Source organism: Bradyrhizobium sp. CCGB20 (assembly GCF_024199855.1).
Taxonomy (GTDB): Bacteria; Pseudomonadota; Alphaproteobacteria; order Rhizobiales; family Xanthobacteraceae; genus Bradyrhizobium.
In genome coordinates, this window is the sequence record NZ_JANADN010000001.1 from 3,615,822 (window position 1) to 3,629,190 (window position 13,369).

12 protein-coding genes are annotated in these 13,369 nt (G+C 63.9%); 10 read left to right on the top strand and 2 right to left on the bottom strand.

The genetic code is table 11. The features are described 5' to 3' along the window. Positions 1–8 precede the first annotated feature (8 nt). Genes NLM15_RS16495 through NLM15_RS16535 form a run of 9 tightly spaced genes read left to right on the top strand, consistent with a single transcriptional unit; the run spans position 9 to position 9,081 of the window. A complete protein-coding gene (locus NLM15_RS16495; protein WP_254118117.1) occupies positions 9–1,217 on the top strand; it encodes an acyl-CoA dehydrogenase in 1,209 nt (402 codons plus the stop codon). A gap of 46 nt (positions 1,218–1,263) precedes the next feature. After that, positions 1,264–2,037, top strand: coding sequence for an SDR family NAD(P)-dependent oxidoreductase (locus NLM15_RS16500; protein ID WP_254118118.1), 774 nt, complete (start codon positions 1,264–1,266; stop codon positions 2,035–2,037). A 39-nt stretch (positions 2,038–2,076) separates the two neighbouring features. Next, positions 2,077–3,102: an acyl-CoA dehydrogenase family protein gene (locus NLM15_RS16505; protein ID WP_254118119.1), complete on the top strand. Its 1,026-nt coding sequence runs from the start codon at positions 2,077–2,079 to the stop codon at positions 3,100–3,102. An 11-nt stretch (positions 3,103–3,113) separates the two neighbouring features. Next, positions 3,114–3,887, top strand: coding sequence for an SDR family NAD(P)-dependent oxidoreductase (locus NLM15_RS16510; protein ID WP_254118120.1), 774 nt, complete (start codon positions 3,114–3,116; stop codon positions 3,885–3,887). A 13-nt stretch (positions 3,888–3,900) separates the two neighbouring features. Then, positions 3,901–4,695 carry a carboxymuconolactone decarboxylase family protein gene (locus NLM15_RS16515; RefSeq protein ID WP_254118121.1) on the top strand — a complete coding sequence of 265 codons (795 nt, stop codon included), beginning with the start codon at positions 3,901–3,903 and terminating at the stop codon, positions 4,693–4,695. Then, on the top strand, positions 4,692–5,159 hold the full coding sequence (locus tag NLM15_RS16520; RefSeq protein ID WP_254118122.1) for a tripartite tricarboxylate transporter TctB family protein: 468 nt from the start codon (positions 4,692–4,694) through the stop codon (positions 5,157–5,159). The genes NLM15_RS16515 and NLM15_RS16520 overlap by 4 nt, the downstream gene beginning before the upstream one ends. A 12-nt stretch (positions 5,160–5,171) precedes the next feature. Further along, complete coding sequence (locus tag NLM15_RS16525) at positions 5,172–6,671, top strand: tripartite tricarboxylate transporter permease (protein ID WP_254118123.1); 1,500 nt, start codon at positions 5,172–5,174, stop codon at positions 6,669–6,671. A gap of 22 nt (positions 6,672–6,693) precedes the next feature. After that, complete coding sequence (locus NLM15_RS16530; protein WP_254118124.1) at positions 6,694–7,848, top strand: acyl-CoA dehydrogenase family protein; 1,155 nt, start codon at positions 6,694–6,696, stop codon at positions 7,846–7,848. 36 nt (positions 7,849–7,884) lie between these two features. Then, on the top strand, positions 7,885–9,081 hold the full coding sequence (locus NLM15_RS16535; protein WP_254118125.1) for a CaiB/BaiF CoA-transferase family protein: 1,197 nt from the start codon (positions 7,885–7,887) through the stop codon (positions 9,079–9,081). Between the two features lie 62 nt (positions 9,082–9,143). On the opposite strand, the gene cysN is transcribed toward NLM15_RS16535, so the two are convergent. Both cysN and cysD read right to left on the bottom strand, forming a co-directional pair. After that, positions 9,144–11,015 carry a sulfate adenylyltransferase subunit CysN gene (cysN, locus tag NLM15_RS16540; protein ID WP_254118126.1) on the bottom strand — a complete coding sequence of 624 codons (1,872 nt, stop codon included), beginning with the start codon at positions 11,013–11,015 and terminating at the stop codon, positions 9,144–9,146. Then, positions 11,015–11,953 (bottom strand): sulfate adenylyltransferase subunit CysD, encoded by a 939-nt coding sequence (cysD, locus tag NLM15_RS16545; protein WP_254124260.1) that lies wholly within the window; start codon positions 11,951–11,953, stop codon positions 11,015–11,017. The genes cysN and cysD overlap by 1 nt, the downstream gene beginning before the upstream one ends. 211 nt (positions 11,954–12,164) lie before the next feature. Between cysD and NLM15_RS16550 the strand changes: the two genes are divergently transcribed. Further along, positions 12,165–12,977, top strand: a complete 813-nt coding sequence (locus NLM15_RS16550; protein ID WP_254118127.1) for a hypothetical protein — start codon at positions 12,165–12,167, stop codon at positions 12,975–12,977. Positions 12,978–13,369: the final 392 nt, after the last annotated feature.

A 13,369-nucleotide genomic window follows, 5' to 3' on the forward strand; every position in this document is an offset into this window, starting at 1 on the left:
GCTGACGAATGAGTGTAGTTGAAGCGGTACTGACGCAAGCCGCGGGGGAGAACCTGACGGGCGACGCCTATCGCGATGTGATGCATCGCTGGCTGCGCGCCCATCTGCCGGCGAGTTTCCGCAGCGACAGCGCCGCATTCGCGCCGCCCACGCTCCCGCAGTCGATTGCCTGGGAGGCGGCGATGTACCACGCCGGCCTCACTGGCATCACCTGGCCGCAGGCCTATGGCGGGCACGGTCGTACTTTGCGCGAACACCTCATTGCCAATCAGGAGATCGGCCGGCTTGCGATGCCGGAGAGCGTCAACTCGATCGGCAAGGAGCTTGCCGGCCCGATCATCCTCGCTGTCGGCACTGAAGAGCAGAAGCGGCGTTTCCTGCCCGCGATCCTCGAGATGCGCAACATCTGGTGCCAGGGCTTTTCTGAGCCGGAGGCCGGCTCCGATCTTGCGGGACTTCGCACCCGCGCCACGCAAAGCGGCGACGGCTGGCGGATCAATGGCCAGAAGATCTGGACCAGCGGCGCATACCGGGCACAACGCTGTCTCGTGCTCGCCCGCACCGGGCCGCTGGAGGACCGCCATCGCGGCCTTGCCATGTTTGCGGTGCCGCTCGATGCCAAGGGCGTGCGCGTGCGCACCATCAAGTCGATCGACGGACGCGAGAGCTTTTGCGAGGTCTTCTTCGACGAGGTCGAGGTCGCGCAGGCTGATGCGATCGGCGCGCCCGACGAGGGCTGGGCTGCGGCGATCCGCGTGCTGGAGATCGAGCGGGCGACCAACCGCATGTACCGCGCCTGGCGGTTCGAGAACGAGCTGCGACATCTGATCTCGGCGTGCAAGGCTGACACGGCATTGTCGGCGATGGTTGCCGACAGGCACTACGCGGTCAGGCTCGGCGAGGTCGCCGTCGAGATCGAGGTGCTGAAGGCGCATGTCGAGACCGCCGTCGAGGCGCTCGCGAGCGGCGACAAGATCGGCGCGCGCGGCAGTCTTGCAAAGCTCTATTGGAGCGAGTCGCATCAGCGCTTTGCCGCGTTGGGCCTCGAACTGCTCTCGCAGGCTTCGCTGCCGCAGAACCCGGCGATCAAGGTGGCGCGGCGACGCTTCGAGGCCATCTACCTCCAGGCCCGCGCCGAGACGATCTACGCCGGCACGACCGAGATCCAGCTCGGCATCATCGCCGATCGCATTCTCCAGCTATCGCGAGGCAAGTGATGGTCATCCTTCGCGTTGTCTCGCCGCGAACGGCAAGGAGCCGCTGATGTCCGACGGCCGGAGCGGAGCTGCGGGCCTGCTGAAGGACCGTCTCGTCGTGGTGACAGGAGCGGGCCAGGGGATCGGCCGCGCCATCGCCCTCGGCGTCGCTGCTGCCGGGGCGAGGGTCGTCGTGACTGATCTACGGCAGGGCCGCGCCGAGTCCGCCGTGCGCGAGATAAGGGACGGAGGCAAGGAGGCGGCGGCCTATTCGCTCGACGTGACCGATGCCACGGCGTGTCGTGACGTGGCAAAGCGTGTGGACGAGGAGGTCGGTCCCGCCGACGTCATCGTCAACAATGCCGGCATCATCATCCGGGAACCGATCGACAGCCCGCGCGCCCACGAGAACTGGCGCCAGGTCTTCGACGTCAACGTCAACGGCACCTTCAACGTGGTTCACGCCTTCATTCCGGCGCTGCGCAAGACGCGCGGCTCCATTATCAACGTTGCGTCCGTCGCGGCCTTCGGCGGCATGAATGGTGCGCTCGGCTATTCTCCGTCGAAAGGCGCGGTGAGGCTGTTCACGCAGGCTCTTGCCCGCGATCTCGCGCCCGACGGCATCCGGGTGAACGCCGTTGCGCCCGGCATCATCGCGACCGAGATGAGCGAAAGCACCCGCGAGAATCCTGCGAGGCTCTCCGGTCTGATGACGCGCACCCCGATGAAGCGTGTGGGACAGCCCGACGAGATCGCGGGGCCGGTGGTCTTTCTCGCCTCGGCGATGGCGTCCTATATCAACGGCGTCATCCTGCCCGTCGACGGCGGTTATCTCGCCTAGTGAACGATTGTAGTCGCAAGGTTTTCGAAGAGGACAAGGATGAGCATGGCCGAAGGACTTCAGCCCGACGAGTTCGCGGCAACCGCGGCACGCGCAGTGACCGCCTGTGCGGGCCTTGATTTGCGCGCGCAGGCGAAAAATCTCGCCGGTGATGGCTTGCTCGGAATCGTCGCGGACGAGGAGGTGGGGGGACTGGCTCTGCCGATCGGCTTCGCGGTGCCGGTGATCGCGGCGGCGCATTCCGGATTGCTCGCCTTTCCGCTGCTGGAGACCATTCTCGTCGGCCGCCTGCTCCAGTCGTCGCTGACGCGTTTTGCCGCCGCGATCGTCTCCGGCCAGAAACTGGCAACCATCGCCTGGCAGGGCGAGGCTCTCACCGAACGGCAGGGCGGGGTGCTGGTGCTGAGCGGCTCGCTCGGGCGCGCACCCTGCGCAGCGAAGGTCGACCATATCCTGGTGCGGATGAGCGGCGGCGCTGCGGTGCTGATCCCGACCGATGCCGAAGGTGTCGTGGTGGAGGACGCGGCGGGTCTCGATCTGACGGTGCCGGAGCACAATGTGCGACTGGAGAAGGTCGAAGTTCCCATCGGCTCCATCCTGCCGCCCGGGACGTGGGCTGCGCTCAACTCGGATGCCAACGTGCTTCGGGCCGCCGCCATCCTGGGATCGGCCGAAGCATGCTTGTCGCTCGCGCAGGAGCATGCCTCGACGCGCCGCCAGTTCGGCCACGCTCTGTCCTATAACCAAGCCATTCGCCACGCGCTGGCGCGCCAGAAGTTGGGGCTGGAGAGCATCCGTCATGCGATCACGCGCAGCCTATCCGACGGCGGCGGCCCGGTGCAGCGCGATGCGGCGTTCCTGGCGGCAGCGACCTATGGCTGCTCGATCAGCGAAGGCGCGCTGCAAATCCATGGCGGCATGGGCTTTACCTGGGACGTGCCGGTGCATCGGCATCTACGCCGCATCCGCACGCTCCAGGCACAGGGTGACGCCAGCGGTCTGATCAGTACGTTCGGCCGCCGGTATGTATCGGAAGTTGCTCCGTTTGCCGAGGCAGGAGCGTGAGGGAGACAACCATGACCGAAACCAGGGATCAGACGCTCGCAGGCCGCGTCGCACTCGTCACGGGTGCCGGAAACGGCATCGGACGCGCCACCGCACTGAAGCTCGCCGCGCGCGGCGCGATCGTCGGTGTCAATGATCTGAAGCCGGAATTCGTTGATAGCACGGTGGACGCGATCAAGACCGCAGGCGGCAACGCGGTTGCCGTCACGCAGGACGTCTCCAGCCGCGACGGCATGCGGCAGGCGGTTCTTGCATTGGCGGAGGGGCAGAAGCGTTTCGACATCCTCGTCAACAACGCGGCCTGGGTCCGCTACCAATCCGTCCCGGATATCGCCCCGGAAACCGTCGACCGCATGCTCAACATCGGCTTCAAGGCGGTGATCTGGGGAATCCAGGCGGCGGCCGAGGTCATGGATACCGAGCGCGGCGGCGCCATCGTCAACGTGGCTTCGGTCGCTGGCCTGATCTCGGCCAAGAACAGCATCGTCTATAGCGGCATCAAGGCCGGCGTCATGGGCATCACGCGCGCGGCCGCGGCCGAGCTCGGCGCGCGCAATATCCGCGTCAACGCGGTGGCGCCCTCGGCAATCCCGACTGAGGGAACGATGCGCAATCGCAATGCCGAGCTCGATGCGCGCCGGGTCGCGCGAACGCCGCTGGGCCGGCTCGGCACGGTTGACGACATCGCCAAGGCGATCTGCTTCCTCGCCGGCGACGAGAGCGGCTTCATCTCGGCGCAGGTGCTCACCGTCGACGGTGGCATCACCCTGACCAACATTGCCTGACGGGACAAGCGCGATGTCCGATCTGACGCCGGAACAAGAGGTGCTGAAAGAGGCCTATGTCAGGGCTCGCGGCTATTGGCGACCCTGGACGGAGGGCCTGCTGCGGCTCGATCCGGCGTTTCTCCAGGCTTACGGCAAATATGCCGGCTATGCCGCCGAGAACGGGCCGCTGTCGCCCAAGATGTGCGAGCTGATCTACGTCGCGCTCGACGGATCGGCGACGCATCTGTTCCGCGCCGGGCTCGCGCTGCACCTTCGCCTTGCGCTTCAGGCAGGCGCCACGGCGCGGGAGATTATCGACGTGTTTCGCCTGGCGACGGCTCAAGGGCTGGACGGCTGCAACATCGGCATTGGCATCCTCGCGGAAGAATTGGCGAGCGCGGGCGTTCAGGCCGATCAATCCGAGCTGACGAAGGAGCAGCGCAGGCTGCGCGAGGCCTATATGGCGCAGTTCGGCGACTGGCCGGAGTTTTGCGAGCAATGGCTGCGGTCCGATCCCGGCTATTTCGCCGTGCTGCTGGACCTTCTCGCCGACCGGGACGCAGGCGGCGGTCTCGACCGGCGCTCGCAATGTCTGATCTCGATCGCATTGAACGCCTGCTTCACGGCGCTCGATCCGCACGGGCTGCGCGTGCAGATCAGGCGGGCGCTGCGGCTCGGCATCGGCCAGCGGGAGATCCGCCAGGTTCTCCAGATGACCGCGCATCTCGGCGTGCACGCCTGCGCCGTCGGCGTGCCGGTTCTGATGGAGGCCCTCGGGGAGGGCCTGCCGAAGGCCGGTTCGGATGAGGATGGAGGACCGCGATGAAGGGATTGGCGATCCGCAATCAGAGGGCCTTCGCGTCTGGTGCCCTGTTTCTTGTCTTTGCGGTCTTCTTCTTCGTGACGGCGCTACAGTATCCCGCAGGCACAGCCGCGAAGATGGGGCCGGGCTATTTCCCGCGCCTGCTCGCGATCGTACTCGCCGCCATTGGTCTCGTCGTGATCCTCAGCGCGGTGAAGCCGACAGCTGAGGCGCAGGCGCTGCGGCAGTGGGATCTCAAGGGGCTCGCCTGGATCACCGGGGCGGTGGTCCTGTTCGGCGCGCTTCTGTTCCCGCTCGGTCTGGTCGGCGCCCTGTTCGTCCTGATCATGGTGTCGAGCAAGGCCAGCCCCGAGTTCACCTGGACCGGTGCGCTGGTCAACGCGGCCGTGCTCATCGCGCTGTGTCTGGCCGTGTTCGTTTACGGCCTTGGGCTGCCATTGCCCGTCTGGCCATCTCTTCTCAACTGAGCGAGCCGGCAGATGGATCTATTTCATAATCTGGCGATCGGCTTCGCCACCGCAGCTCAGCCCGCCAATCTGCTCTACGCCTTCTTCGGTTGCCTGCTCGGCACCCTGATCGGCGTGCTTCCCGGCCTCGGCCCGCTCGCGACCATCGCGATGCTGCTGCCGATCACCTACGCGCTACAACCGGATGCCGCGCTGATCATGCTCGCCGGAATCTACTACGGCGCGCAGTATGGCGGCTCGACCACGGCTATCGTCGTCAACCTGCCCGGCGAGTCCTCGTCCGTCGTCACCACGATCGACGGCTACCAGATGGCCAAGCAGGGCCGCGCCGGCGTGGCGCTCGCCACGGCAGCCATCGGCTCGTTCTTCGCCGGATGTGTGGCGACGCTCGCTTTGGCGGCCCTCGCGGGACCGCTGACCGCGACCGCGCTGTTGTTCGGTCCCAAGGAATTCTTCGCGCTCATGATCCTGGGCCTGATCCTTGCCTCGGTTCTGTCGAGCGGTCCGTTCATCGAGGGCATCGGCATGGTCGTGCTCGGCATGCTCCTGAGCCTCGTCGGCACCGATCTGAACAGCGGTAGCCAGCGGTTTGCCTTCGGCATTCCCCAGCTGTTCGACGGCCTCGATTTCGTGCCGCTGGCGATGGGCATCTTCGGCTTTGCCGAGATCGTCAAGAATCTGGAGCAGGACGACAAGCTGTCGCTGGTGACCCAGAAGATCACCAATCTGTTTCCGACCCGCGACGACTTCCGCCGCATGGTGCCGGCGATGCTGCGCGGCACGGCGCTCGGCACGTTGCTGGGCGTGTTGCCCGGCGGCGGCGCGGTGCTGTCGTCCTTTGCGTCCTATACGCTGGAGAAGAAGCTGTCGCGGCATCCCGAGCAGTTCGGCAAGGGCGCCATCGAGGGTGTCGCCGGACCGGAATCGGCAAACAATGCCGGCGCCCAGACCTCGTTCATTCCGCTGCTGACGTTGGGGGTGCCCTCCAACGTCGTGATGGCGCTGATGGTCGGCGCCATGAACATCCACAACATCCATCCGGGCCCGGAAGTGATGACGAAGAACCCGACCCTGTTCTGGGGCCTGATCGCCTCGATGTGGGTCGGCAATCTGATGCTGCTGATCCTCAATCTTCCGCTGGTCGGGCTGTGGGTGAAGCTGCTGACCATCCCGTACCGCTATCTGTTCCCGGCGATCATGGTGTTCTGCTCGATCGGCGTCTATTCCATCAACAGCGGAACGTTCGAAGTCTACGAGGCGGCCGTGTTCTGCGTGTTCGGCTATGTCCTGATCAAGCTGCAACTGCCGGCAGCGCCGCTGCTGCTGGGCCTGGTTCTCGGGCCGGCCATCGAGGAGAATTTCCGCCGGGCCATGGTGCTGTCGCGTGGCGACGCCACCGTGCTGCTGACCTCGCCGCTCTCGGCGAGCCTGCTGGCCGCGGCGGCGATCGCGGTCATCCTGATCATGCTGCCGACGATCCGCGCGCGGCGCGAGGAGGCGCTCCAGGAATGAGATTGATCGGAAGATTCCTGCCATGATCCGCGAACCTGCCGCCTTCGAAGCGCTGCTGGAGCGCGTCCGCCGGTTTGTCCGTGACGTCGCTATTCCGGCCGAGGCACACGTCGAAAGCTGCGATGACGTGCCCGAAGACATCGTCGCGATCATGCGCGCCGAAGGCTTCTTCGGCTGGAGCATCCCCGAGGCCTATGGTGGTGCCGGGCTCACCACCGAAGAACTCGTCCTGGCCGCGTTCGAACTGTCGCAATGTTCGGTCGCATTTCGCGCCCGGGTCGGGACCAACACCGGCATCGGCTCGGAGGGAATCGTCGCCGACGGGACCGAGCAGCAGAAGCAGGCCTATTTGCCGCGCCTCGCCAGCGGTGAATGGACTGGCTGCCTCGCCGTGACCGAGCCGGACGCTGGGTCCGAGGCTTCGAACGTGCAGACCACCGCGCGCCGCGATGGCGATTGGTATGTCCTCGACGGCGAGAAATGCTTCATCACCAACGCGCCCGTCGCCGACATCTTTACGGTCACGGCGCGCACGGATCCGCAGTCGAAAGGCGCGGCGGGCGTTTCGGCCTTCATCGTCGAGCGGGGCAGTGCCGGCCTTGCGACCGGTGCGCCCTATCGGAAGATGGGGCAGGCGGGCTCGCCCGTGAGCGCGGTCTATTTCAACCAGTGCCGCGTGCCGGCCGCCAATCTGATCGGTGGCCGCGAAGGCGCGGGCTTCAAGACCATCATGAAGGTGCTGAACAAGCAGCGCATTCATCTGGCGGCCCTGTCGACCGGGCCGGCGATCCGCATGCTCGACATGGCCATCCGCCATACCAGCAGCCGTGTCCAGTTCGGTGAGCCGGTCGCAAACTACCAGCTGGTGCAGGCGATGATCGCCGACTGCCGGACCGAGATCTTTGCGGCGCAGTCGATGATCCTCGAAACCGCGCGCAAGCGTGACCGCGGCGAGGACATCGCGCTCGAAGCGTCGATGTGCAAGTACTTCGCGACCGAGATGTGCGGCCGCGTGGCCGATCGTTGCGTGCAGATGTTCGGCGGCGCCGGCTACGTCGCGGATCACTCCTCGATCGAGCGCTGGTACAGGGACGTCCGGCTGTTTCGTCTCTATGAGGGCACCAGCCAGATTCACCAGCTCAACATCGCCCGTCTCCTGCTGCGAGACGTGGCGTGAACCGTCAGGCAAGTTCAATGTGTTCGGGGACGTGACATGAGTGGGCCGCTGGAAGGACTGAAGGTCCTGGATATCGCGACCATTGTCGCTGCGCCATTCGCCGCGACGCTGCTGGGCGACTACGGCGCCGACGTGCTCAAGATCGAGATGCCGGGGCAGGGCGACGGGGTCAGGGCCTTCCCGCCGTTCAAGGACGGCAAGCCGTTGTGGTGGAAGAGCGTGAACCGCAACAAGAAGTTCGCAACGCTCGACCTCCGCAAGGCCGAAGGCGTCGAGTTGTTCAAGCGGATGCTGCCGCATTTCGACGTGCTGATCGAGAATTTCCGGCCCGGGACGCTCGACCGCTGGGGACTGCCGAAAGAGGTGCTATGGCAGGTCCAGCCGCGCCTCGTCATCCTGCGCGCGACCGCGTTCGGCCAGGACGGGCCGTATCGCGACCGTCCGGGTTTCGCACGGATATTCGAAGCCATGGGCGGCCTCACCTACATCACGGGCGAGGCCGAGGGTCAGCCGATGCATCCCGGTTATCCCATCGGCGACGCAATCGGCGGCCTGTTCGGTGCGGTCGGCGCGCTTGCGGCGCTGTGGAAGCGGGCGAAAAACCCGGACGCGCCGGGCGAGGAGATCGACCTCGCGCTGACCGAGGCGGTTTTCCGGCTGCTCGACGTCTTGCCCATCGAGTTCGATCAGCTGGGGGACGTGCGTGGCCGCATTGGAAACGGCAACGCTTATTCCGCGCCGGCGGCCGTCTATCGGACCCGGGATGACCGCTGGGTGACGCTGGCGGGATCGACCAATGCGCTCTTTGCCGCGAATTGCCGGGCGATCGGCAGGCCGGACCTGATTGATGATCCGCGCTTTTCCAACAACGCGCGCCGGGTCGAACATTCGACGGAGTTGAACGCGGTTTTCTCGCAATGGTGCGGCGACCATACGCTCGACGACGTGCTCGCCGCCTTCGCGGCCGAAGAAGGCACGCTGGCGCCGATCTACGCGATCGACCAGATCGCCGCCGATCCGCAATCCCGGGCGCGTGAGATGATCACCCGCGTGCCCGACCGGGATTTCGGTTCGGTGGCAATGTCGAATGTCGTGCCGCGCTTCACGATCGACCGCGCGAAGCTGAAGACATCCGCGGGCGACATCGGCCAAGACAATCGCGAGATCTATCAGCGCTGGCTCGGGCTTTCAGACGACGAGATCGAACGCCTCGCGGAGCGGAAGGTCATCTGACGCCGGCGAAGGTCTATTGCGGCCTCCGGAGCAGATATTCGGACCCCGCATCAACTCTTCGCCTATACGATTCCGCGCGCGGCCAAGTCTTGCACGATCTGGTCCGCCAACTCCTCGGGCTGCCGACCAATCGTTTGCAAGTGTATTTCGGGAGTTGTCGGTGGTTCGTACGGGGCATCGAAGCCGGTAAAATTCTTGATCTTGCCGGCTTTCGCTTTGGCGTAGAGGCCCTTTGGATCACGCCGGGCACATTCGTCGATGGGTGTGTCGACGAATACCTCGATGAACTCTCCATCGGACATCAGACGACGCACCATGTCCCGCTCAGCGCGGTACGGAGAAATGAACGAGCAGAGAACGATCAGGCCCGCATCCACCAGGAGCTTTGCCGCCTCTCCGGCGCGACGGATATTCTCAACGCGGTCCGCCTCCGTGAAACCGAGGTCCCGGCTGAGACCATGGCGCAGATTGTCGCCGTCCAGCATCATGGTGTGGTGACCGCCAGCGTGAAGGCGGCGTTCGACGATGTTGGCAATCGTCGACTTGCCGGCACCTGACAGGCCGGTGAACCATATGATGGCTGGCTTCTGATGCTTTTGCGCAGCGCGCTCCGACTTTCCTATCAATGTGGCCTGCCAGTGGACATTGGTGGCACGCCGCAGGCCAAACGCGATCATCCCCGCGCCGAGCGTATGATTGGTCAAGCGGTCGATGACGATAAAGGATCCAGTCTTGCGGTTCTGCACGTACGGGTCAAACGCGACAGGCATGCCCGTCGACAGGTTGCAGAAGGCGATATCGTTGAGGCCGAGGGTGCGGGCGGCAAGATGCTCGCGCGTGTTGACGTCGATCTTGTACTTGATCCCGGTGACGGTAACCGGCGTCGTCCGGGTGCCGATGCGGGCCAAATAGGAGCGGCCGGGCATGAGTTGCTGGTCGCTCATCCAGATGACATGTGCCGCAAACTGGTCCGATACTTCGGGAGGAGACTCCGGATTGGCCAGGAGATCGCCGCGGGCGACGTCCAGCTCGTCTGCGAGCGTGATCGTGATCGCGTCACCGGCCTGGGCGGAGGTCTGAGCGCCTTCGGCAGTCAGGAGTTCCTTCACCCTCGAGATTCTGCCGGAACTCGCGACGGCGATGGGATCGCCGGCATTGATTGTCCCGGATGCTACCGTGCCGGCGTAACCTCTGAAATCAAGATGGGGTCGATTGACCCATTGCACCGGAAAGCGGAACGGGCTTTCGATCGTATCGCCACTCACATCGATAGTTTCGAGATAGTCGAGCAGGCTCGGCCCGCGAAACCAGGGTGTGTTATCCGACACCTTCGTAACGTTGTCGCCATGTCGGGCCGAGATTGGAATCGGTGCGATCGACGAAAAGCCGAGTTGCACGGCGAAGGCTCTGTATTCATCGACAATGCGAGCGAAAATCTCGCTTTGATAGGAGATCAGATCAATCTTGTTCACGGCCAGGACAACATGACGTATGCCGAGCAGCGAACAAATCAGGGAGTGCCGTCTGGTCTGCGGCAAAACACCCTTGCGCGCATCGATCAGGAGAATGGCGAGATCGGCTGTCGATGCGCCGGTGGCCATATTCCGGGTATACTGCTCGTGGCCGGGCGTGTCGGCGACAATGAAGGAACGTCGCGGCGTGCTGAAGAAGCGATGTGCAACGTCGATCGTGATGCCCTGTTCCCGTTCTGCCTCCAGCCCGTCCATGAGAAGTGCAAGGTCGATGTCGTCTCCGGTGGTGCCGTGGCGCTTCGAATCCGTCGCCAACGAGGATAGTTGATCTTCGAAGATGAGCTTGGAGTCATGCAGGAGGCGGCCGATGAGCGTGGACTTTCCGTCATCTACCGATCCACAGGTGAGGAAACGAAGCAGGTCCTTGCTCTGCGCTTCAACGGGAAACTCGCGGCTGTCCATCAAAAGTAGCCTTCGCGCTTCTTTCGCTCCATTGATGCGGGTTCGTCGCTGTCTATCAGGCGGCCCTGCCGCTCCGAGAGCCGCGTCGATCTCATCTCCGAGATGATATCTTCCAGCGTTGTTGCACTGGAATCGATCGCTCCGGTCAGGGGATAGCACCCCAGCGTTCGAAATCGAACTTGCCGCAATTCCGGCTGCTCGTCCGCCTTGAGGGGCAGTCTCTCGTCGTCGACCATGATCCAGCAGCCGCCGCGCGCCACGACCGGGCGGTGTTTGGCGAAATAAAGCGGCACCACGGGAATGTTTTCCAGATGGATGTAGTGCCAGATATCCAGTTCGGTCCAGTTCGATAGCGGGAAAACGCGAACGGTTTCGCCGGGTCCGACACGGGTGTTGTACAGGTTCCACAATTCGGGGCGCTGGTTGCGGGGGTCCCAGGCGTGTTCGCGCGAGCGAAAGGAGAAGATCCGTTCCTTGGCTCGGCTCTTTTCTTCGTCCCTGCGAGCGCCGCCAAAAGCCGCATCGAAGCCATAGAGGTCGAGGGCTTGTTTGAGCGCGTGGGTCTTCATCACCTGAGTGTGGATCGACGAGCCTGATGTTATCGGCGACGTGCCACGGCCAAGACCATCCTGGTTGACGTAGACGAGCAGCTCGATGCCGAGACGGCGCGCTGTTTCGTCGCGAAACGAGATCATCTCGCGAAACTTCCATGTCGTATCGACGTGCAACAGCGGAAAGGGGAGTTTCGCGGGGTAGAACGCCTTGAGCGCCAGATGCAGCATGACGCTGGAGTCCTTGCCAATCGAATAGAGCATCACCGGTCGTTTGAACTCGGCGATGACTTCGCGCATGATCTCGATTGATTGAGCTTCCAGACTCTTGAGGTGTTTCGGGAGCCCGCGCTGCGCTCCATCAGTGGTCGATGCCACGAAATTCATTGCAGGCGCCTTTAGGGGAATCTCATTTGGAATGACAACATACTTCATGCCATACCGGCAGCGATAGTTCATGTCTACGGCGCGCGGAGCCGACTTCACGGTGCTGGTGACGCGAGCGGTCGGCGGCATGAGGCGGCGCGCTTTGGCTTAGAGAGACCCGATGGCATTGAATGCGGATGACATTTTCCTGAATCCTGCACTTGAATCCCGCGTGCGCGGACAAGCCTGGGCGCTCTTGCTTCTCAACGCTGCCGATCCGCGGATGGGATCGTTGTTTGCAACGCAGCAACGTTGGCTGATGGCCCACGCGGCGGTGGCGCAATTCTTCCGGGATGTTGCCGTGGCCGGCGCTGGCTCGGGAGTATTGACCGCACGTGTGCTCGATCTTGTCGAGCATCACCGGATCGCAAGCCGGAACACTGCGGCTGCCTTCGTCAAGGAGATGTTGAAATACGGCATCGCGCGCCATGTTGCGGGAAGCGAAGGCAGGCGTCATCGCCCGTTCGAGCCGGCACCAGCGGCGCTTGATGCGCTGTATCAATGGCATCTGCTGCACCTTGCGACGCTGGATGGCCTCGATGGCGGGAGCCGTTCGGCGACCTTCGCCGCACGACCGGAGGTCGTTCAGCGCATGCAGCCGTTGATTGCCGACGGCCTGCTCGGGTCTCACATGGTTCGCGAGCCCGAACCGACGTTCAAGCTCTTCACCTGGGTCGACGAGGGGGGCGTGTTGATGGATCGCCTGATCGTCGGCTGTGAGGAAGAGGACGCCAGCCTCGATCGTATCACGACCGACGTGACGTCGGTGTCCGCTCTGGCGCAGCGGCTGAAATTGTCCCGGACCCAACTGGGCCGCAAGCTCGCCGAGGCGGAGTCCATGGGAAGCCTCGGCTGGGTCGGAGCGCGCGGCAGGTCCCGGCTGTGGGTCTCGAAAGGCTTTCGCCGCGAATATCACAAGGCGCAGGCCGTCAAGCTCGCGATCATCGACGCAGCCTTCGACGTTTGCTTCGTGTCGCATCGGTGACGTCCACGACATCGTTGGACCGATGATCGGCAGCATTGATCGATCCGCCGTCGACTGACCATTTTTGGTGGTCGACCTTTCCGGGCGCGTCTCGATCTTTACCGTAAATGTTGGGCCAGCTACGGAAACGCGCCGCAACGAGTCACGTCGCGGCTGGAAACAATTTAGCAGCTTGTTTTCGTGCGCGGAACGAGAATTGGCCCATGTCGCAGTTTATCATGAACGGCGTTTTCGGCTGTCGGCGCTGCATGAATACGGCGCGTGTGAATGGTTGTTCGCAGCCTTCGGCAGCAGAATACCGTACTAATCTGCCGCCGAAGAGTCGTCGCGTTCAGGTTGCGCGACATGAGAATGGCGGTCGAAACATTCGGCAAAAGTCTCGAGGAATTGCA

Coding starts and splice junctions, on each gene's coding strand:
- NLM15_RS16495 (WP_254118117.1), top strand. CDS start 9: ATGAGTGTAGTTGAAGCGGTACTGACGCAAGCCGCGGGGGAGAACCTG.
- NLM15_RS16500 (WP_254118118.1), top strand. CDS start 1,264: ATGTCCGACGGCCGGAGCGGAGCTGCGGGCCTGCTGAAGGACCGTCTC.
- NLM15_RS16505 (WP_254118119.1), top strand. CDS start 2,077: ATGAGCATGGCCGAAGGACTTCAGCCCGACGAGTTCGCGGCAACCGCG.
- NLM15_RS16510 (WP_254118120.1), top strand. CDS start 3,114: ATGACCGAAACCAGGGATCAGACGCTCGCAGGCCGCGTCGCACTCGTC.
- NLM15_RS16515 (WP_254118121.1), top strand. CDS start 3,901: ATGTCCGATCTGACGCCGGAACAAGAGGTGCTGAAAGAGGCCTATGTC.
- NLM15_RS16520 (WP_254118122.1), top strand. CDS start 4,692: ATGAAGGGATTGGCGATCCGCAATCAGAGGGCCTTCGCGTCTGGTGCC.
- NLM15_RS16525 (WP_254118123.1), top strand. CDS start 5,172: ATGGATCTATTTCATAATCTGGCGATCGGCTTCGCCACCGCAGCTCAG.
- NLM15_RS16530 (WP_254118124.1), top strand. CDS start 6,694: ATGATCCGCGAACCTGCCGCCTTCGAAGCGCTGCTGGAGCGCGTCCGC.
- NLM15_RS16535 (WP_254118125.1), top strand. CDS start 7,885: ATGAGTGGGCCGCTGGAAGGACTGAAGGTCCTGGATATCGCGACCATT.
- cysN (WP_254118126.1), bottom strand. CDS start 11,015: ATGGACAGCCGCGAGTTTCCCGTTGAAGCGCAGAGCAAGGACCTGCTT.
- cysD (WP_254124260.1), bottom strand. CDS start 11,953: ATGAATTTCGTGGCATCGACCACTGATGGAGCGCAGCGCGGGCTCCCG.